The 22,819-nt window shown below is 43.0% G+C and carries 15 protein-coding genes; 4 read left to right on the top strand and 11 right to left on the bottom strand.

The window, feature by feature from the left end; all coding sequences use genetic code 11:
- Positions 1-235: 235 nt before the first annotated feature.
- From D1136_RS08380 to D1136_RS08370, 3 genes are read left to right on the top strand one after another with little or no spacing between them, the layout of a single operon-like run.
- Positions 236-1,291: a DUF1573 domain-containing protein gene (locus tag D1136_RS08380; RefSeq protein ID WP_161877183.1), complete on the top strand. Its 1,056-nt coding sequence runs from the start codon at positions 236-238 to the stop codon at positions 1,289-1,291.
- Positions 1,292-1,315: 24 nt separating this feature from the next.
- Complete coding sequence (locus tag D1136_RS08375; protein WP_161877182.1) at positions 1,316-2,389, top strand: DUF1573 domain-containing protein; 1,074 nt, start codon at positions 1,316-1,318, stop codon at positions 2,387-2,389.
- 31 nt (positions 2,390-2,420) lie between these two features.
- Positions 2,421-4,898: an endonuclease MutS2 gene (locus tag D1136_RS08370; protein ID WP_161877181.1), complete on the top strand. Its 2,478-nt coding sequence runs from the start codon at positions 2,421-2,423 to the stop codon at positions 4,896-4,898.
- On the opposite strand, the gene D1136_RS08365 is transcribed toward D1136_RS08370, so the two are convergent.
- The 11 genes from D1136_RS08365 to D1136_RS08315 all read right to left on the bottom strand — a co-directional run bounded on the left by D1136_RS08365 (position 4,895) and on the right by D1136_RS08315 (position 22,115).
- The gene (locus D1136_RS08365) at positions 4,895-6,673 is read right to left on the bottom strand and encodes a DUF6057 family protein (RefSeq protein ID WP_161877180.1); all 1,779 of its coding nucleotides are present in this window, start codon (positions 6,671-6,673) and stop codon (positions 4,895-4,897) included. The two genes, D1136_RS08370 and D1136_RS08365, sit on opposite strands and share 4 nt — an antisense overlap.
- A 19-nt stretch (positions 6,674-6,692) precedes the next feature.
- A complete protein-coding gene (locus D1136_RS08360; protein WP_161877179.1) occupies positions 6,693-8,138 on the bottom strand; it encodes a PD40 domain-containing protein in 1,446 nt (481 codons plus the stop codon).
- Between the two features lie 16 nt (positions 8,139-8,154).
- Positions 8,155-8,961, bottom strand: coding sequence for a 3-deoxy-8-phosphooctulonate synthase (kdsA, locus tag D1136_RS08355; RefSeq protein WP_161877178.1), 807 nt, complete (start codon positions 8,959-8,961; stop codon positions 8,155-8,157).
- 76 nt (positions 8,962-9,037) lie between these two features.
- A complete protein-coding gene (locus tag D1136_RS08350; protein WP_161877177.1) occupies positions 9,038-10,312 on the bottom strand; it encodes a replication-associated recombination protein A in 1,275 nt (424 codons plus the stop codon).
- 62 nt (positions 10,313-10,374) lie between these two features.
- On the bottom strand, positions 10,375-11,424 hold the full coding sequence (locus D1136_RS08345) for a DUF2776 family protein (protein ID WP_161877176.1): 1,050 nt from the start codon (positions 11,422-11,424) through the stop codon (positions 10,375-10,377).
- Between the two features lie 182 nt (positions 11,425-11,606).
- Positions 11,607-12,959, bottom strand: coding sequence for a thioredoxin family protein (locus tag D1136_RS08340; RefSeq protein ID WP_161877175.1), 1,353 nt, complete (start codon positions 12,957-12,959; stop codon positions 11,607-11,609).
- Between the two features lie 94 nt (positions 12,960-13,053).
- Entirely contained in the window at positions 13,054-14,325 is a 1,272-nt protein-coding gene (locus D1136_RS08335; protein WP_161877174.1) for a hypothetical protein, read from the bottom strand.
- Between the two features lie 12 nt (positions 14,326-14,337).
- Complete coding sequence (locus tag D1136_RS08330) at positions 14,338-15,822, bottom strand: RagB/SusD family nutrient uptake outer membrane protein (protein WP_161877173.1); 1,485 nt, start codon at positions 15,820-15,822, stop codon at positions 14,338-14,340.
- A gap of 12 nt (positions 15,823-15,834) precedes the next feature.
- The gene (locus D1136_RS08325; protein ID WP_161877172.1) at positions 15,835-19,503 is read right to left on the bottom strand and encodes a SusC/RagA family TonB-linked outer membrane protein; all 3,669 of its coding nucleotides are present in this window, start codon (positions 19,501-19,503) and stop codon (positions 15,835-15,837) included.
- 33 nt (positions 19,504-19,536) lie between these two features.
- Complete coding sequence (locus D1136_RS08320; RefSeq protein WP_161877171.1) at positions 19,537-20,928, bottom strand: hypothetical protein; 1,392 nt, start codon at positions 20,926-20,928, stop codon at positions 19,537-19,539.
- Between the two features lie 26 nt (positions 20,929-20,954).
- The gene (locus D1136_RS08315; protein ID WP_161877170.1) at positions 20,955-22,115 is read right to left on the bottom strand and encodes a FecR family protein; all 1,161 of its coding nucleotides are present in this window, start codon (positions 22,113-22,115) and stop codon (positions 20,955-20,957) included.
- 177 nt (positions 22,116-22,292) lie between these two features.
- On the opposite strand from D1136_RS08315, the gene D1136_RS08310 reads away from it, so the two are divergent.
- Complete coding sequence (locus D1136_RS08310) at positions 22,293-22,724, top strand: Hsp20/alpha crystallin family protein (RefSeq protein ID WP_161877169.1); 432 nt, start codon at positions 22,293-22,295, stop codon at positions 22,722-22,724.
- Positions 22,725-22,819 lie beyond the last annotated feature (95 nt).

The raw sequence follows: 22,819 nt of genomic DNA, 5'->3' as shown, positions 1-22,819 counted from the left end.
GACCCCATTCCCGATGAACAACTTTACACTTTTTTGAAGGAGGAACTTTAGGTGGTCACCTTCATCCGTTTTTAAGGAGGCAAGTTTACCGTTTTTTCCAAATTATAATTTTAACAAACCAATAAAACAAAAATCAAAAAATTCTTTTTTACATTTGTATTTTTAAAATTACAGAGTTTTGATTTGACAAGAAGTGTGGCATATACTTAAAAATTAAAACATAAAATTCAACAGAATGAAAAAAATAGTTTTTCTATTACTGGTTGTGATACCTTTTATGGTATTCGGGCAAAAATCCCAGATTAAATTCGAAGCCACTTCCCACAGTTTCGGAACCATCAGCGAAACCGGTGGTAAAGCGGTTCACGATTTTCTTTTTAAAAATACAGGAGATGCTCCCTTAATCATCACTAATGTACGGGCAGGTTGTGGCTGTACCACTCCGGAATGGAGCCGCGAACCCATCGCTCCGGGAGCAACCGGAAATATCAAAGTATCTTTCGACCCCACCGGACGGCCGGGAGCATTCATTAAATCCGTCACCGTCAATACCAACGGCAATCCTTCCGTAGTGACCCTTACCATCCGGGGAAATGTAAGCCGCAAACCGGCTTCGCCTTATGCCAGTTACAAATTCTCCATCGGTACCCTGAAACTGACTACGCTCCACTTGAATCTGAATGCCATTAAAAACGACAAACAAACAGAGAAAACCATAGATATTATCAACTCTGGAACAGAACCTCTGAATATCACCGCAACAAGCACTTCTCCGGCCATAACCGTCAATGTCGAACCCAAAACTTTAGGGAAAGGAGAAAAAGGAAAAATACAAGTCATCTATGATGCACAGAAAAAGAACGACTGGGGATTTGTATCGGATAAAATTGAAATAAAAACCCAGAATGCAGTCGGGAACATCATGATTGTCGGAAACATACAGGAGGATTTTTCAGCCTATAACGGCGATTTCTCCGATGCTCCGGTTGCTGTTTTTTCAGAAATGGAAAGCATCTTGGAAAATCTGGCCCCCAACAGCACAGTAACTCACGAGTTTTATATTCAGAATACCGGAAAATCTGATTTGATCATCAGAAAAACCCGGACTTCGGATAATCAGGTATCTGTAAATGTAGCTAAAACTTCCATAAAACCCGGAAAGAAAACCAAAGTAGTTATTACTTTCAAAACCGGACAGATTTCCAAAGCAACCAAAATCATCCAGTTTACGTTAAACGACCCGCGTAATTCTATCGCCACTTATAAAATAGTAAGCATCTTGAAAAAATAAAAGCATCGTTAAAATCCTACGAACATGAAATCCGTTTTATTTTTGACTATTTTCTCTCTTTTGGCGATAAAAATCCTCGCACAAGGACGTTTAGAGCTCGAAACACCTCGGATAATCCTGGATCGTTTAATGGTAGACGACCAGCCCCAACACGCCACTTTTACAATTAAAAACAGCGGCGACCAACCGATCATCATCACCCGGGTCACTCCCATGTCAAGTCAAATCAAAGCAGACTGGACGAATGAACCATTGGCTCCGGGAAAAAAAGGGACCATTACCCTGACATTTACACCTTCCAGATTTCCAGAAAATTTCAACTATAAAATACTGATTTACTCGAATGCACAAAACAACCGGGAAGAGGCAGAACTGGCAGGAACGCTGGTAGAAAATCCGGACAAACTCAAGTTATCCTACAAATACGATCTCAACGGATTAGCTTTCAAAACCACCAATGTCAATTTGGGTAAAGTTTTTACCTGGCAGAAAATATCCGATACAATTACCTTTATCAACACCAGGAAAGAAACGGTTAAACTAAGCGTACAATACCAACCGGCCCACCTTCAAACCAGATTTATTCCGGAAGAAGTGGCTCCAGACCAAAAAGGATGTGCCGTCATTACTTATGACGCCCCCAAGAAAAATGATTATGGCTACAACTATGAAAGCATCATCCTTTCCATAAATAATTCCCGGGATTATAAAACCCGTCTTTCCGTGAGTATCAACCTCCTGGAAGATTTCAGCAAACTCAACAAAAAGCAATTGTCAGAGGCTCCCATAGCTTCTTTTAAACAAAAAGATATCAATTTCGGAGAGATAAAAAAAGGAGAAAAGGTCAACTGTGATTTTGAATTGACTAATAGCGGAAAAAGTGACCTTATCATCCGTAAAACCAAAGCCAGTTGCGGTTGTACGGCTGTAACCCTGGGCAACAAAACACTGGCACCAGGACAATCGACGATAATCCGGGCTACCTTTGATTCTACCGGCAAATCCGGACGGCAATACAAAACCATTACCGTCATTACCAATGACCCTGCCCAAGCGGAAGTACAATTAAATATTCAAGGAAACATTAAAGAAAAATAGGAATATCCAGGCAAAAGAAGTAACCCCAAAGATGATATACCCGGAACATTTCGAATCCAAAATCAAATTCGATAAGATCAGGCAGCTCATTAAAAACTATTGCTCCAGCGATATGGGCAAAGAACTGACGGACGCAATGAGTTTCACAGCAGAGCCTCATCTCCTGGAAGAAAAATTAACAGAAACCCGGGAATTCATGTCTATTCTCCTGGAAGAAAATGAATTTCCGGATACTCACTTCCGGGATGCCCGTCCTTTTCTACAGAAAATCAGAATAGAAGGTTTATTTCTGGAAATAGCGGAAATGGTTTCTTTAAAAAATTCCTTGGAGACTTTATCCGCAATCCTCCGTTTTTTCCGGACCAAAGAGGAACGCTACCGCCTTCTCTGTAGCAAAGCAGAAACGATTTTTCAGTTTCCGCTCATCTTACAACACTTAGATTCTATTGTTTCCAAACACGGAACCATAAAAGACTCGGCCTCTCCTGAACTAAGCAATCTACGCCGTGAATTGCAAAAAAAACAGGCAGGGATTTCAAAACGGATGCAGAGTTTATTACAACAAGCACAATCCGAAGGATGGGCGGACAGGGAAAGTAGCATTGCCATCCGGGATGGTCGTATGGTCATCCCCATCCCCTCAGCATACAAACGAAAAATCAATGGTATTGTACATGATGAATCAGCTACCGGCAAAACTTCTTACATAGAGCCCACAGAAATCGTTGAGACAAACAATGAAATCCGGGAACTGGAATTGGAGGAAAAAAGGGAAATCAATCGCATCCTCCGTAAATTCGCCGATGAGCTTCGCCCGCATATCGACGAACTACTGCCTGCATACGACTTTCTGGCCTATATCGATTTTGTCAGGGCAAAAGCTTCTTTTTCCAATTACATAAATGCAATCGTTCCCCCTTACAGCGAACGTGCGGAAATGTTATGGTATGAAGCCCGGCATCCATTGTTATGGCTCAGCCTGAAAAACACAGACAAAGTATTGGTTCCACTCAACATTGAGATAAATGAAGACCAACGGATTATCCTGATTTCAGGCCCCAATGCCGGAGGAAAATCCGTATGCCTGCAAACAGCCGGACTCCTGCAATACATGTTTCAATGCGGATTGCCCGTACCCGTCAGTGAAACCAGCAAATTCGGCATTTTTAAACATATCCTGATTGACATCGGAGACGAACAGTCACTTGAAAACGATTTGAGCACCTATAGTTCCCATTTGATCAACATGAAATATTTCCTGAAATATGGAAATGCCGCAACATTGATTTTAATTGACGAATTCGGCACAGGAACGGAACCGATGTTGGGAGGGGCCATTGCAGAAGCCATACTTGCCGACCTGAACAAAACGGAAGTAAGAGGAGTCATTACCACTCATTACACCAATCTGAAGCACTTTGCTGCAGAAACACCGGGAATCTTAAACGGAGCCATGCTGTATGACAGTCATCGGATGTTACCACTGTTTGAACTGCGAATCGGCAAACCAGGCTCTTCCTTTGCCTTTGAAATCGCTAAAAAAATCGGCTTACCCAAAGAAATATTAGACTATGCAGCTACCAAAATCGGGGAAGACCATATCAACTACGACAAACACCTCAAAGACATTGCCCGGGACAAACGCTATTGGGAAGAAAAACGACGTAAAATTCATGAAAACGAAAAACATCTGGATGAAGTCGTAGAAAAATACCGTACAGAACTCAACGAAACCTCACGGCTACGTAAAGAAATTATCCAGGAAGCCCAGCAAAAAGCCCGGGAAATCATAACCCAGGCCAATAAAACCATAGAACAAACCATCCGGGAAATTAAAGAACATCAGGCCGAAAAAGAAAAAACACGGCAATTGCGCCACCGATTGGAAGCAGAAAAAGAACACTTGCTTTCTGAAGCTGCCGCAACAGAAGAGGAGCGCATCCGCAAGAAAATGGAAAAACTGCAAAACCGGGAAAAAAATAAAAAGCAAAAGAAAGAACCGCCCCCTCAGGACACCCAACAAACAACAAAACCGGAAATGTCCATTTTTTGCAAAGGAGATATGGTAAGCCTGCCTAATAAAGCCATCGGAGAAATTATCAAACTGGATGATAAAACAGCAACCATTGCTTTGGGTAATCTGCAAACAACAGCCAAACTCACCCAGTTAAAAAAAGTATCCGCCTCACAAGCCAGAAAAACGGCGCGCCCTCAAGTTTCTTACGCCAATATTCGCGAAAACATCAGTCAAAAACGCATGAACTTTAAGCCGGATATAGATTTGAGAGGAATGCGCGGAGATGAAGCACTGCAAAAAGTAATCTCTTTCCTGGACGAAGCCGTCATGCTGAACTACAAAGAACTCCGGATCCTGCACGGAACGGGAACCGGAGCTTTACGCCAACTCATCCGGCAATACCTCAGTACGAATCCCTTGGTTGCCTCATACGCCGACGAGCAGGTACAACTTGGAGGAGCCGGAATTACCGTCGTACAATTGGATATTTAAGTAGAATAACGGACACCCGGAAGTTCATGGCCTTTTACATCCGCAATACGGGGAGAAACAAAATGTAAATAATACCAGTAAGTATTTTTAAAACGCCAAAGCATTTTCTTCGCTTCCTCTTTATTCCCCTGGTACCTCTGAAAAATAGTCATATAGTCAGAATAAGCCCTCGCACTTTCAGCCGATACACCCCAGTTCTTCTCCATTACGCTTTCATGCTGAAAGTCCATAGCCACCAACAAAGCCTGTTCATATGCCCTGGGAAGGCGGACATCGGGACCATAAGAATAAAAATGAGTAAATATACGGCAGAATTTCTCCAATTCCTTATTCAACAAAAGTCCGCAAAGAACATAATTTAAAGTCAACGACTTACTTTTTCCGGCATCCAAAACACGAGCCATATCGGATAAGAAAGGACGTCCTCCGATGAAAAAATCCCTATCCGCAAAAAAATTCAGTGTATCCCGGGCAACAGCTTCCAATTCAACTCTTTTTCCGGCACACCATTGCCTATGATTTGATGAATGCTCCAACACCGACAGATATTTTTCTGCCACAGCAAAATCCCGCTTCTGGATATTCAGGTCAACCAAACGCCTGAGACACCGGAAATCCATTCCCTGCGGCGTTCCTACCGAAGCCTGAAAAATCCAATGAATCCCTTCATTGGGAATATTCAAGCGGTAATAAAATTCTCCGCCAATGACATTAGTCTGGTAATCCATATCCCGGGGCAGATATAAACATCCCAACCCCCAAACCGGAAAATCAAACAATCTGTCTCCAATCTGATCATTACAAGCCAAAGCCAGGCAAATCAAATACATTTCTTCCCGGGTCGGTTCTTTTATCCCTTGAGCCACCAGCAAGGCACGCTCCCACTTCCCTTGCTGGACAGCCTGGTCCAAACGATAAAAAACTTCCCGCTCGGCCGGATACATCCGGTAAAAGCACAGTCCTAAACCGACAAATACCAAAGCCAGTTCACTCCAGTATACCCACCTGCGGAAAGGCTTCTGCACTTTTCCGGCCCCACAGGCAATCAGCAGTAGACACAGCCCATAAACATACATCCCCCAAACAGCCCACATTCCTGCATTTTTCAAGGGAATAAGGATTAAAGCATACAAAGATTCTGACGAACTGAAAAACATTTCCCGACGCCAGATATAAGGAAAACTCCATAAAAGCCCTAACCACAAAATACCTATTCCCCACCGGCCCTTTTCCTTCATCCGCCAAAGCTCATACCCCCAACAGGTCAGAAACAAAAAAATACATCCTCCCGGCGAAAGCGTCAAATAAAGCAAAGGGAAAGCGAAAGTGAAAATACCGTAACGCCACTTTACCGAACGAATAGCTACATATCCTCCCAATCCCCAAAAGAAAAAAAACATCCGTAAAGATTCACCCAAAAATATATCGGAATGCAATTGCAAATAAAGATTTAAAAACACCGGGATATATCCCACCCATAACCAGGCAGGTGGCACTGACAAATGAACAGCAATAAAACGAATTGCCATATACAGTCCAAAATTTATCCCCGTTAACAGTAAAGCCCCAACCGCCGGCCACTTATAAAACTGCAATAAAAAATGGGCCAGATAGTCTGTCCATCCTCCGGGTCTCAGCGCAAATTCCTGCCAATATGCGCTTTTCAACATAAAAAAATCCGATTCCTCTCCAAATACAATATGTCCCGGCATACACCAGAACCAGAAACACCAAATCAACGGAAAAGTAAAAAGCGCAATTTTTTCTTTTTTCATTACCATCTCCTCTTTTTAATTATAAAGCATCCTCTATCTTTCCCTTCATCACCTCTTCCAAACGGTAAGGAGAAACAGTCACTTCTCCCCCGATAAATTCAGGGACATTAAACGAGCGCAAATACATCTTGTAGAATTCCGGATCTTTTTGAGGCATAACGAAAGGTTTATGCATTTGTCCGTTCCGGTCAAAATAAGCAAAATAACAATGCGTGTATGCATGGTCCAGACGGCGGCTACTGAAAACCACCCACCGGCCCGAAGAAGCCCAACCGTGATAGCTTTCTGCCCGCTCACTGTTCAGTACATCAGCATCCACAAGACTATTCGTTTGTAAATCCCATATCCTCAGGTCCGCATCTTCATGGTGAATCAAGAAAACACCACAATCGGCCTCTGTATACATCAGATAACGCCCATCCGGTGACACGGCAGGATATACAGCAGTAGTACCCGTCTCTGCCGGATCGATAACAGGAACAATGGAATCTCCCAATAGTCCCGTTTCTGCATCAAAATCAACCCGGTAAATTCCATACCTCAGTTTCCGATATTCCTGAGGCAATTTTACCGGCTCAGCTTTACAAAAATACAAATATTTCCCGTCAGGCGACCAGGCCGGATAAGCCATCCATTGGTCCCGGACATTAAAACGCGGATCGGCCAGAACCCTATTATGCTCTACATCATATATCATCAGGTCACCCGCCAGGTCATACACTTTGATTTTCTCATCGGCAAAAGCATGAAAGGCCTGATAGGTATCATTACACGAAAAAGCAATATATCTACCGGAAGGATGCCACATGCGGTAAGAACCGGGACGCTCCAGACCGGCTTTGGTATTTACTCTTTTCGCTTTTCCGTCCTTCACAATAATTGTTCCCGGGTCTTTCCAGCGTACATGAAACATAAAATGGTCAGGAGAATAATTACAAAAAGAATGACAATTTACACAACTCCCTTCCACCAAAGAGGCCGGCACAAAAGCCTTCTCCTGAAAAGATGACAAGTCTCTCTGCACCAAACACAAACGGGTTCCCAATTCATAGCCGGGATCAATTAAACGGTAAGCCAGATAGGGATCAATGGAATCGGCCGCCACCATCAGAGGAAAAGCCTTATATCCCTCCCATCGTCCTTGTTTCTTCGAAAAAACTTTTACCTCTAACGTATCTCCCTGGGCTTCTGCCATCAGTCTACGCCATTTCTTTAAAGAAATATCTATTCCCTGCTTCCCCCGGCAAGTCAATAGAATGGTCCCGGACTTAGAAAACTGCACTTCTATGCTTTCTGCACCATCCAGCATAAAATTCAAGGGAGCTATATTTACCGGTACAGTCACAGCTTTATAATCCGGGAAAATCTCCGGAAGCCGGTCAATCTCTTTCACTTCCCTCTTTCCTTCCTGACAAGCAGAGAAACACACCCCAAGAGCACACACACACAACCACCTTCTCAACATAATTGATATTTTAAAATTACAAAATAGCCTTTCTTATCCGTACCAATCGTTCCAACAATCCTTCCAACAAATCCAGTTGCAACATATTGGCCCCGTCTGATTTGGCATTCCGGGGATCCGGATGTGTTTCAATGAAAATACCATCTGCTCCTACTGCCACCCCGGCGCGTGCAATTGTCTCTATCAACTGAGGATGTCCCCCGGACACCCCACAAGCCTGGTTCGGCTGCTGTAAAGAATGCGTCACATCCACCACTACAGGACAATGGCAGGACTCCTGCATGATCTTCACCCCACGATAATCCACAATCAAATCCTGATAACCGAATGTTGTCCCCCGTTCCGTCACCATCACATTTTCATTGCCCGAATCCCTTACTTTCGCAGCAGCAAAAAACATAGCCTCCGGCGACAGGAACTGGCCTTTTTTTATATTCACAATCTTCCCGGTCCCCGCTGCAGCTACTAACAAATCCGTCTGCCGGCACAAAAAAGCAGGAATCTGCAATACGTCCACATACTCCGCAGCCAGCACAGCATCCTCCGGAGTATGAATATCAGTGACCACCGGTACATGAAATTCTTTCTTTACCTTAGCCAGAATCTCCAGAGCTTTCTCATCTCCGATACCTGTAAAAGAATCCAAACGGGAACGATTGGCCTTTTTAAACGACCCCTTAAACACATAAGGAATTCCCAGTCTTTGGGTAATAGCCGCTATATGTCCGGCAATATTCAGGGCCATCTCTTCTCCTTCTATCACACAAGGCCCCGCCAATAAAAAAAACATCTCCCGATTGGTTAACTCATCTAATATTTTCATACGATTATAATTTTACGAATTTTATATATCCTTTTTCTTTTGAATGGTCCGGTTTTCTTAAAATCCGGCTACCTGATCAGTTATATTTCTTTTTCCACCAATTTTTCAATCTTTCCCATATTTTTATCTCCGCTGCATTAGACTGCGGCCGGTAAAATACTTTTTCATTCACTTCTTCCGGCATAAATTCCATTTCAACAAAATTTCCCGGATAGTTATGAGCGTATTTATAATCTTTTCCGTAATTCAATTCCTTCATTAACTTCGTCGGAGCATTACGCAAATACAAAGGAACCGGAAGATTACCCGTTTGCTTTACAACAGCAATAGCCTCATCAATAGCAAGATAGGCAGAATTACTTTTGGGGGAAGTAGCCAGATAAATGACACATTCCGACAAAGGAATACGCGCTTCAGGCATACCGATTTTATGAATAATATCAAAACAGGCATTTGCCAATAACATAGCATTCGGATTAGCCAGACCTATATCTTCAGAAGCAGAAATCAAAAGCCGGCGGGCAATAAACTTGGGATCCTCTCCTCCTTCCAACATCCGGGCCATATAATAAAGGGCGGCATTCGGATCACTCCCCCGGATAGATTTTATCATAGCAGAAATGATATCATAATGCTGTTCCCCGTCTTTATCATACATCAACGGATTCTCCTGCAACTCCCTACGAACGGTATCATTATCAATGATTATTTCAGGACCCGCCTGGGCATTCACTACCAATTCCAATATATTGAGCAATTTCCGGGCATCTCCTCCGCTAAAAGAAATCAAGGCTTCTTTTTCCCGGACTATAATATTCTTTTCTTTCAGATAAAAATCTTTTTGAACAGCCCGGTCCACTAAAGCTTCCAGGTCCGCTTTTTCCTGTGCCTTCAGAACATATACCTGGCAACGGGACAACAACGGAGATATCACTTCGAAAGAAGGATTTTCAGTAGTCGCCCCGATTAAAGTCACTGTGCCCTTTTCCACAGCAGCCAGCAAAGAATCCTGCTGTGCTTTGGAGAACCGATGAATCTCATCAATGAAAAGAATGGGATTAGGCGTATTAAAAAAGCGCTGGCTTTCCGCTTTCTGAATCACTTCCCGAACATCCTTCACCCCGGAACTGACCGCACTCAATACATAAAAAGGCCTTTTCAATTGCTCCGCAATAATCATCGCCAACGTAGTCTTGCCCACTCCCGGAGGCCCCCACAAAATAAAAGAAGAAACCACACCCGATTCAATCATCTTGCGCAATACTTTCCCCTTACCGACCAAATGCTGTTGCCCGATATAATCGTCTAACGTCTTAGGTCTTAAGCGCTCTGCCAAAGGCTTGTTGTCCATATTAAAAATCCGTATCTTCTGACAAAGATACGGATTTAATTTATCATTCGACAAGCTTCATTTTATTTCTTTGAAGTACCACTTTCCAATATACTGACTATAGAAAACAGACAGAAACAAATAGCCCCCAAACCGGATAACACCCGGGCCGGTACAAAAAAAGCATTGTCATACAGACCTTCTTCAAATAAAAAAACACCTGAAAACAAACACAATAAAGCAGTAATTACCGGAATCATAGGAATGCGGTTGGCTAAAGCAAAAGACCGCTTCCATACTTTAGCCAACAAAATCACTTTACTGGAAATACTAAAACAAACCAATCCCAACCCCAACATGATAAAACCGGTAGTATTTGCAACATTTCCTATCCAGGCAAAAATAACCACTAATCCCCATATAAAAGCAACGGTTCCCATCGTTAAAACCAGCTTAGGCCACATATTCCGGTCCCGATTTGTATAAGTATTGCGAATCTGTTTAACAATACTCGCCACCAAAGCAATCAGACTGGTACAGATACAAGCCAAGCCCCCCATAACCGTTCCGGTGACAAAATAATAAGTTTCTTTTTCTGCACACATCAATAATACTATACACCAAACCCAGGCTATCACCGAGAAAAACGAAACCAGACCGGTCAATATCCGTCCCGTCACAGTGGAAAACCCCTGAACATTTACCCTGTTTCCAACTGTCTCGGAATTAACCGGAATCAAATAAAATTTAGTGGAAGAAGTAGCAGCAGTTGAAACACAGGCAGCAATCAAACCCACTCCGCAGACAACATGGCCCGATACAATAAAATTCGAATTTCTCCCATTCAGAAAAATCATCACTCCCGCAGCAATAGTAATAGCAGCGACCAAATAACCGAAAGCGGGCACTACATAACGAAGAAAAGGATGAAACTTTTTTATCAACTGCCGAATGATGACAGCAGCCGTAGCATACAAAGCCAGGCAAATTGCTCCCAGAAAAAATACCACAGGCCCGGCCACCTGACGTAATCCGTCATCCCCATACCAATAAATAAAACCTCCCAGAAAAAAACAGATAAAAGCCATTACAACCGGAATAGCCCTGAACAAGACACTGATACCATGATTCATACCTCTATTTTTAGTTATTCATTCACGGTATACGAATCTGTTTTTCCCAAAGTTTCTCCCTTTCCCCCCTCCCGGCAAAACTCCTTCAAACAGTCAGGACAAATACAATACCCTTTTTAATAAAATATCTTGCCGGAGGTTATATTCCTCCGGCAGATACTCTGCATTTCAACCGCCCCGGTTCAGATTTTATCGTTCCGGACATCCCTCAGCATATCTTCAAGTTTTTTCACCTCGATCAAAGGCTTTTTCTTTTCAAAAATCTTTTGTTTGGCAATGGCCGTTTCCAAAAAAACAACAGCCTCTTTCTTGTGCTCCAGGCGCATCAACAACCGGGCAGCCCTCATCGCAACATCCGGACTGTAGGGATTCATCCGGCAAACATAATCCAGCCAATCAAAACACCGTTCACGATATTTCTTATCCGAAGGCACCAAACGCCAATAATAATCAATAAAATTAATCATGGTTTTACCGAACAACAGATAACGTTCCGACATCGTACTCCGTGCAAAAGGGATATACTCTATCAGTTCTTCCAACTGCTTCGTTTGGGCATTCAGCGTATCCAACGGATTTTTCCGCATCAAATCCGGCAAATAAGATTCCATCAACGCTTTAAAACGTTCGTCATCATTCCGATTTTGATATAAATAACGAAGATTAATCCAATCCTCCGATACAAAATACAATCCCCGGCCTTCGACAACATTAATATCATTGTCTATTGAATGAGGCAACACGCTGAATGTCTTTTTTAACGAAAAGAGTTCCTCCAGGCGTTCCTGTTCCCCATTTCTCACACATTGATTAAAAAACTCTGTCATTCTGAACTGCAACGGGAAGGTATAAACAAAATCATATTCCGGACTCTGTTCCCCCATCTTCACCCGGCCTTCAATGATACGTTTCATCAAATCGTAATTATAAACCGACAAGCCTTTCTCAAACAACTTCCCCGTTTCCTGAGCAAACAATTGTTTGTCCGGCAATGCCATCAAATAACGGTTTAACGCCACAACTTTCTCATCTCCCGGACAAAGTTCATAATATACCTTTATCAACTCCGGGTCAGTGCTTCCGGATTGATAAGCGGACTGTATTTTCTCCCAACCGTCATACTGTGCACAAAGAGACACCCTTTCAGCTTCTTCCAGAAATTCTTTAGCATCCCGGGCACCACTAAAACGATACACAACCTGCCCCTCTCCATTCAAATACAAAAAAGTCGGGAAAGCAGTTACTTTATATTTCTTCGCTAAATCCGGTCCTTCTCCCTTCTCCCCGTCAACCTTGCAACAAATAAAATTCTGATTATAGTAATCCCCGACTTTCTTCTGGGAAAAAACCTCCCTCTCCATCATCTTGCAGGGACCACACCAAGAAGTATAAAAATCCACAAAAACAACCTTATCCTCTTGTTTGGCCTGCGTAAGTATTTCTTCCCAAGTGCCTTTCTGAAAAACAATCCCCTGGGCCCACACTCCGCAAGCCACCAGCAAACACCCTAATAAAACCAACAAATTTTTCTTCATTCCAATCCTGTTTTAAACTGTTTATGTAACCATGTACCCATAGCAGACGTACGCATTACCGATACATCAGACTATCGGTACATTGATATAGTATTTATTTCCCTGTAAAAGCAAAATCCGATTTCCAGGCACTACGTCCCGGGCAATAATTCAACACCCAACGCATCCGGATACATTGCTCCCGCGAAACGGAACAATGTACTCCACGCGGATCGTCCATGATATTTTCCGCCCGGAAATAACAACCGTTGGCTTCCTTATACCATTGCCGATTCTTATCTACAGCATTTTCGTCCGGCCCATAATCATGAGTGTCATCACAAAAATCTGTCCCTACTCCATATAAATGACAGGTCGGCAACAACCCCAGATATTGCCCGATATAATACCCCAGTTCATTATTGGCCAATCCTCCGCTATTCGAAAACTCCCGGTCAATATTATCCAATTCCTGCAATTTATAAATCACTCCCGCTTCACGTGCCGACAACTCACTGCCGTCATATTCCTTCCAGGCAATCCCTTCCGGCGCATTTCCCTCACCCGGATTCACATAATACGGATAACACAAAGCACTGATTTTATTACCGAAATCATCGACATCCATTTCCCTGTCCGAAATCAGCCAAACATTCATATAGTGCTCCACCGGCCAAATCAAGTGCTGTCCGACCAAAAAATCTTCATACCGGTTCTCAACATTAATCTCCCTTACTGTCAATCGGTCAATACCGGGTTCCATCAACTTCTTACCGTAAGGATCGTAAAGGGCAGGCTTTAACCGGATATGCGTATTCACCCCTACCGGATTATGTGTTGTACTTCCGTCTAACATGTTATTCAACTTCATTAACAAGGCCTCAATCTGCTCCTGTTTATATTCTCCGCCGAATGATTCCACATCCTCCGTAGTCTGTACAATATGAAACACCACCGGTATGATGATTTCCGAAGTATATTCCGTCTCCAACGGAGCGATAACCTCAAAAGTCACCGGATTCGATTCCAAATCCGTCCCTTTAATTTTCAACCGGGCCGTCACGGTCTGGCCAATCAGACTGGCATCCGATGTTGAAAAATAACGGCTAAGACGGATACCCGATTCCGAAACATACTCCAACCACTCATCCTTTACCCGGCTGTCGGGAATCTGATTGCCCTCCCGGGTAAACAACTTCGGAAAAAGTTCCAATTGCGCATGCCCATCAGCCAATACCATAACATGATTGGCGACAAGAGCGACACTATCTACACTACTGACATCCATATCCCGGTTATCCCGATAAGTATAATCATCCGGTGTGCAGGAAAACAATAACCAAATTCCTGAAAACACTCCTAATATTCGTGATACGTTCTTTTTCATACGATTCTATTTTTATTGTACCAGGATCACTTTCTCCCATCCCGGCGTTTGCACCATATTTTTATTCAATTGCAATTCCCGGAGCGGTATAGGAAAACTATACCGAAAATCATCCGGCTGCAAGATAAACCGCTCTCCGGCAACCAACCGTTCCACCCGTACCCCCAGCCGCTTCATATCCAACCAACGGAAATCATTTTCCTGGTAAAACTCCCGAATCCGCTCATCAAGAATCTCCTGCAACAAAGTCTCAGGATCAGAAGCAATCTCCACCTCGTCCGTATAACGAGCAGAACAAAATTCCTGCAATACTACCCGGGCATCGCCAATTTTACCCTGCCGGACCAAAGCCTCCGCCTTAATCAGATACATTTCCGCCAATCGGAACAACATCAGACATCCTCCATTCATACTTCCAAAAATGCCGTACTTGTCATTATAAGTACCCTCGCTATTAAACCATGCCGTTTTCCGGATATCCTCATCCCGGAAATAATTATAATACATCCGGTTAACCCGACCGTCACTCACTCCTCCCTCATAATAGGCATTGCTGAAATTAAAAAGCTGCTGATGGTTTCCGTCCAGAAGCCGAAAATAAAATTCATCACTCTCTATCACCGTTTCATTGCTCACATCTTTGCAATTAAATATGTTTTTCAATTCTGCAGAAGAACTGACTAAAGCACGTCCCTGCATAGCTTCCGTAGCACACTTTTCCGCATCAGCCCAGTCTGTGGATTCCGCAGCCCCAGACATTGCCCTCCACGTATAAATACTGGCCATCATAGCATGGATAAAATCGCTGCGCCAGGCACAATTCCACTCATTGGAAGCCGTCTCCCTCAGTAAAGCCAGAGCTTCCCCACAGTCTGTAAATATACGGTCATACACCTCCCTCTGCGTTTTCCGCTCCGGCATCGCCGCCCCGATATCCTGTTCCGGAGTCAGATATACCGGTACGCCATAAATATTGTCTTTATAAGGAGCATAATACTGCAACAGCTTAAAATAAGCGAATGCCCTCCATACCAAAGCCTCCCCCTTCACCCGGTTCCGCAACTGCTCATTTTCTCCTTCCGCCGTCTCAATTCCGGAAATAATCAAATTAATCGGTCCTAAGAAACCGTAATAACGGTCCCAGGCATAAACATCCGTCATTAGCCAGGTCTGCATATTCTTTCCGCTCGTCGTATACGTTCCGTTCTTGTTATCATAATAAAAAGATGAAGCCGTATTCAGATTCGTTTCTCCGGTATAAACCCCCAGATTGGCAGCTACATCAAAAAGCGGAAAAGCATAGGCATCTACCCCAAACACTTTCTCCTGAGTAGGGTTCGGCGTTTTCAGCAAACGCATATAACTTGCCATAATATCCCGATAATCCTCAATCGTACTGACTACCTTTTGATCACGGGGTGTCAACTCCAGAAACCTATCACAAGACGTCAGTATCAAAACCGACAAACATGCAATAAACAAATATATCTTATTCATAAAACCCTTTTTTTAAAATCCAACAGTCAGTTTAAAATTAAATTCACGTGCCACAGGATAAGCAAAAGCACTACCCGACCCGACATCCAAACCTCTGTACTTCGTAAAAGTCAATAAATTCCGGGCATTAAAACCAAGGGACAAATTTGTCATTTTCCATTTCTGAACCAATTGTGAAGGGAAACGGTAACTCAATGACAAATTTGTCATCCGAAGATAATCTCCCTTTGAATAACGGTCAGAAATACACATTGAAGACCACAAATCATTATCCGATGTCGTAAACTGCGGCACATCTGTGACATCTCCGGCAAACTGCCAGTAATACAGATACTTTCTCTCCCGGTTTGTTGCCGACACTTTCAAATCCGAGGAATAACCCAACGCTACACGCCTGTCATCCGCTTCGTTATTCGGCGCATTCTGGTAATCATTAAAATTAGGAATCAAATGACCTGTCTTAAATGTCCACGAAGTTGTAAACTCCAGACCTTTATAACGCATTACAGTATTAAAACCACCCACATGCTTCGGATTGGAACGTCCGAGATACTGCATGGAAGAAGTGACAAACCCAAATTTATCGGAACTCGCCCGCAGGTAATCTATTTTATCAGGAATCTCGTTCATCGAACCGATCAAAGGTTGATATTCCTCTTTCTTTTTATCGGAATAAGAATCCCAGCCATCAAGAAACTTTCCGTAAGCCCTTTTCCCTTCTTCCGTCAAATAATATTGCGGATTACCTGACCGGGGATTCACTCCGGCAAACTTCCAGCCATATATACCTCCGGTTTCGTTCCCTACAATGTTGATAATACCCCCTTGTACCACAGCTCCCTTTTCCAACACCTCCCGATAAGAAGCATAATCATAATGCGATTTCTTGATTACATTTTTATTGCGGGCAATATTAAATGAAGTACTGAAAGTAAAATCCCCGGCCTTCACCCATCTCACATTCAGATAAAACTCCAGACCGCTATTCTCGACAACACCGCCATTGGCTCTCACTGAAGTCCGTCCCGTGGAAGAAGGTACCTCCAGATTTTCCAACACATCTTCCGTCCGATTGGAATAATAATCAAACGTAAAATTAATACGGTTATCCAACAACGTCAGGTCCAGACCGATATTCCGGTCCTTTTTTCTCTCCCAGCCTACAGTCGGATTGGGGTAAGTAAAATCCGTCGCATAACGGTTACCCATATACATATTGCTGCCAAAAGAAATGGTAGAAAACGGATAAGCCGAACGGTCGATATTACCGGTATAACCATAAGACCCCCGAACCGATAATTCCGTTACTATCGGATTTTTGAAAAACTCTTCATTATGCAGGTTATATCGTGCTCCAACTGACCACAACGGAGTAAAACGATTGGTATTCCCAATCACATCCGCACCGTCTGCCCGGTAATTGAAGTTCAAAACATAACGGTCTTTATACCCGTAACGCAACGAACCTAAAAATGACACACTGCGGTCCTGCCCGTCAGAAGTCTGGAACATACTCCCAACAGAAGTCAGCAAATCCTCGTAAGCCACATTCTTATCAAAAGTCGGTACGCCTGTAATCCGGTAATCACCATAATAAATGGGAGAAGTATAACCGAAATTAGTGAATTTCTTCGACATAACCTCATTCGCCAACAGCACACTGAAAAGATGGTCCTGCTTTACAGTAAACGAATAATCAATCTGATTCCGGATAGACCAGTTATAGTTTTTCCCGGAATTCTCCGATAACTCTCCGTTATCATATCCAGCAGGCATGATATTATAGTCCTTAAAAGCATCCCGCCCGAACTTCTCATTCTTCCAGGAAGTATACGTCCCTGCATTCACCTCCCGGGTTTCAGTATTGTAACTGATTCCTTTACGGACAATCGACTCCAGGGAAAGTCCCGGAATCACTTCATAACGGACATTAAAAGTCAGCTCTACATCCGAACCGTCCTGCTTCAAACGGGTATCACGCATTTCTTTCAAAATATTAAACTGGTCATATACATAACCGGAAGCCCTTTCGGAAGTATAGTTATTGCTCAAATAACTCAAGTCAGCTGCATAATTCCCATTCTCATCATAAGGTCGTTCATAAGGATTCGCAAATATTGCATACGTGAATGGGTCAATTGCCGAAGCATTGTCTCTGTTTTTCCGGGAATTGGCTGCAACATTCAAAGCCACAATCAAATTCTGTACCGGACGGTAATCCAATTTCATCAATACTCCCGCACTCTGATACTTATTAGAAATCAGAATACCGTTCTTTTCCTGATAATTTACCGAGGTATAATAAGTCAATTCGCCCGTACCTCCCCTGAGGCTGATATTATGGGAATGCGACTGTGCCGTCCGGAACAAAACATCAAACCAGTCAGTATTTATATTGGCCAAACGCTGTACTTCCCGTTCATAATTTGCCGGAGTCAGGTAACCGTTCACGCTCCGCTTATACATATATCCTCCACGGCCTGTCAGATAAGCATAATTGAGACCAAAATGGTCGACAATCGAACGTTCATAACTCAACTTCTCTGCCGAGTTCATAAAATCCAACCGGTTGCGGGGAGCAATACCACATTCATAAGTACCACTGTAATTCACCTGGGTTTTTGAACGGAATCCTTTCTTCGTCGTAATAACAATCACACCGTTAGCAGCACGGGCCCCATAAATCGCCGCAGCCGAAGCATCCTTCAAAATACTGATCGACTCTATGTCTTCCGGCATAATATTACCTACACCATCCTGCATAATTGTACCGGCATAATCTCCCGAATTACTCTGAGGTACTCCCGACATCATCGGCAATCCGTCAACAATCCACAAAGGTTCGGTATTCCCGCTCAGATTATTCTCCCCACGAATGGTAATCTTGGAACGGGATCCCGGAGCCCCGGAAATCGTCGTACTGTTCAAACCGGCTACCATACCTTCCAGTATACGGTCCAGAGAAGTAATACCTTGCATCTTCAAATCTTTAGCTGTAATAACGGTAGCACTACCGGTCATGTGCTCTTTCTTCACCGTTTCCATACCGGTAACGATCACTTCATTCAGGCTTTCCGAATTCTCATGCATCACCACCTTAATTTCTTTGGCCGGATCTTTCACCGAAAAACTTTCCGTCTGCATCCCGATAAAAGAGAAAAGTAACTCCGGCAATTTTTCCCCTACCGGAAAACTTATCGTAAAACGGCCTTCAGCATCCGTAGCAACACCAACCACTGTCCCTTTCAGTAATACCGATACGCCAGGCAAAGGCAACCCGCTTTCATCCTGCACCTTTCCTTTCAGTACCCACACCTGAGGCTGCTCTTGCGGCTGTGATTTTCTCTGTTGCAGAACAATAATTTTATCCTGAATAATAAAATCCACATTCAGGTTCTCCAGACAAATCCTCAGAACTTTCTCGATATCAGCATCCTGTACATCGACTGAAACCCTGGCCCTGTCATTAATCTCACGGGCATTATATACAAAATCAAACTCTGTCTGAGCCTTGATTTCCTTTAAAATTTCTCTGATTTCCGCATTTTGCTTACTCAGATTTACTCTGGCCAGTTGCTGGCCGGCAGAAGCATGTGCAAAACTACTCCCAAGCAAGATAGTACACACCACCGTACATAACCATCTGCTCCAATACGTTCTATAATAAAATCTGTTCTTCATCGGTTATATCTCTTTATCATTTATATGCAAAAATTAACGGATTTGCGGATTAGCTACCACTGCCGGACACTTGATTTCCAATTCCAAGGTCGGATTCTGGGGTATACGATATCCCATCATCCCTCCCATATCCTCATCCGTACGAATGGCAACTCCTTCCGCTACCCAAGAGATAACTTTTATCACACCCGACACACCTTTTCCGGTTTGGAAAAAAACATAACACGGTTTAAAATCCTGCGTCGGAATTTTCACAACTTCCTCCGTAATGGCAAAAGAAAAGGTCTCAGCATTTAAATTTTCAAAATCCGCATCGGAAAAATCCGCCGGTGCTTTCATGTATATCGTATGACAAGGAAAATTATATTTATCCCTATGTCCTACCCAACGGCGAACCCGTATAGGAGACTCAAAATAAAAAGATTCTTCCGTTTTATCCCATGACAAAGCCACATCAATTGCATCTGCTTTTTTGCTGGCATCCTTTACCCTCTGGCTTAAACCGGTAGTCAAAGAAAATAAAGAAGTTCCGTTATACTCGATATCATAATCATACTCCTTGTTTCCAACATCAAAATAGCGACCGTCACTTACTTCTAATCCGATATATTCAGCCAATTCATCAAAAGATGTCATTCCCAAAATCTCCATAAAACCATCCACCCCTCCAAAATCTTCAAAAGCCCCATCCAATATCATCCGCGCCAAAGCCTCATTATACCAGGGAGTAACTTCCACTTTCTCCATTAATCCGGCCAGCACAATATCCTTATATTCGATGGAACTTACCTGAGAAACACGACATTCGTCAAGTTTTCCCCTATACTCGCCAAAAATCTCCCCCCCGAAAGTGGTCTTACACTCAAACTTTACATACCATTCCTCTCCGTTCTGCCCGATATTCACTTCCCCCTCAGCCAAGCCGGCTACAACATTATCCCTTTCGGAAGTGTTATAATCCGATGAACAATATCCGCTAAAAGTTCCGGGTAATTTCTCCGTTCCAAATACATATTTCCCCGGAACCAACCGACCTGTTTCAGCCGAAGCCAGGTGGAAAGAAACACAAGCACCTTTTCCCTGAGCTTTCTCCAATTTCTCATTATAAGTAAGTCCCTCTTCATAAAGCGAAAGCATAAAATTACCGGTTTCCGTTTGGTCATCTCCCGGACAAACCCCTTCAACCCGATCGGTAACCTGTTCACCCTCATCATTCACATAAACATCTTCATACACATAGGGCTCACTCGAAACAACCATGTTCGGATTACTCTGCCAGATCACACCACTCTGCAAATTGTAGGACCGGCCATACAACCGAATCACGCGCTCAGGACTCAAAGCATCGTCGTCGCTATCTGAACAGCCCCAAAAACATGATAATGCCAGAAACATTATCCCCACGAAACAAAACATTTTATTCATACTATAACTATATATTGGTTAGTCAATTACTTATCCTCAGCAAAAACCGTAATTGTATTTCCTTTGACACCGAAACGGACACCCCCGGCCGTTCCAATAGCCTCCAACAATTTCTCTATGGTATCATACTTTCTGATGTTACCACTGAAAATCAAATCCTTAGCACTTTCATGCTGAAAAAAAACATGGATTTCATACCAACGGGATAATTTGTGCAGAATTGTTTCCAACCTTTCGTTCTGAAACACAAACTGCCCGTTCCGCCACGAAGTATATAATTCCGTATTTACCTTCTCCGTACTCAAATCTCCGGCTCTTTTCCCATACACAGCTTTCATTCCCGGAGTCAACTGTGCCATCCTCATATCCTTAATTATCCGGACACAACCTTCTTCCAAAACCGTTTCCGCTATTTCTTCATCCGGATAATTCCGGACATTGAAAGAAGTACCCAATACTTCCACCCGAATATGGTCGCGCAACTGAACATGAAAAGGACAATGTTTATCATGTGCCACCTCGAAATAAGCCTCACCCGTCAACTCTACAGACCGGATACTGTCTGTAAAAACAACCGGATACCTTAATCGGCTCTGTGAGTTCAGCCATACCTTTGTTCCGTCACTCAGCGTTAGTTGATACTCACCACCCGTGGGCACCCGTAGTTCGTTATAAACCGCCTTCCCCGCAGGACAAACAGAAACATCAGAAAGTTGTTTATAGCTCAGCCGGGTTCCGGAATTATAAGCCTCCGCATGACCGGCCATTACCCGTTTTTCCTTCACGGCCGTCTCCAAATTCCACACACTTCCGTCACTCAATACCAATTCGGCCCTTGACATTCCCGGAGTAATCGCACGAACCACCTCCGGATAATCTTTCCGGACCGGTAAAAACAAAACAGTCAGTCCGATGAATAACACCGCCACAGCAGCGGCAATCCATAAATACCCCACTTTCCGCCGTACATAACGCCTATGGTATTTCATCAACCCCTTCTCCACATCTATTTCATCATAACGGGCTAAAGCCGATGCCCAATCCTTCCGACTCAACCGCTCATACAACTCCCGATGATGGGAACATTCCGCCACCCATTTCTTCAGTTCCTCAACTTCAGACGGTTTCAGAATTTCCAATCTTTCTTTTAAAATCAATGAAAAAAGTATTCGATAATCGGGTCGCATATCCATGTTATTTTTATATATAAACCCGCAATTTTTACATTTGATGACAAGAAAAATGATTTTTTTAGGAGACAATTTTCATTATTTAATGAATCCTATGAAACTGTCAGTAAAAAAGCAACGTAGAAAAGACTGTATTTAAGCAAGAAATAAACTTGATTAACAAGGAGGAGTGTTATGAATTTAATCAGAAAAAGCGGAGAATCCAGGTCTTCTTATCCGAATATCCTGGATGAATTATTAAATACGGGGCTCTCTGTTTTTGAAGACAGAAGAAGTGTTCCTGCATTGAATGTAAAGGAGGATGAAAATCAACTGGCATTGGAATTGCGGGTCCCGGGTATGAAAAAAGCAGATATTCATCTGGATTATAAAGATGGTATTTTGACGGTTTCCGGAGAAAAGAATGAAGAGAAGGAAGAGAAAGATAAAGATAAATATCTGAGGAGGGAATTCTGCTCTTATTCTTTTAACCGGAGTTTCGAACTACCGGAGGAGAGATATGATGTGGCAAATGCTCAGGCAACCTATAATGACGGAATACTTGAGATTTCTTTGCCAAAGAAGGAGCAGAAAGATAACGTGAGTAGAAGAATTGAGGTGAAGTAGGTAGTTTGATTTTAGTGGTCGGCCGGTTCGCAGAAAGAACCGGCCGATTTTTAATTTCTTTTTTTACAGAATTATTTGGATAAAATTATAAAAGA

Origin of the sequence: Odoribacter sp. Z80, assembly GCF_009935865.1 — a bacterium.
Classification (GTDB): domain Bacteria; phylum Bacteroidota; class Bacteroidia; order Bacteroidales; family Marinifilaceae; genus Odoribacter.
This window is presented reverse-complemented; position numbering and strand designations above follow the sequence as displayed.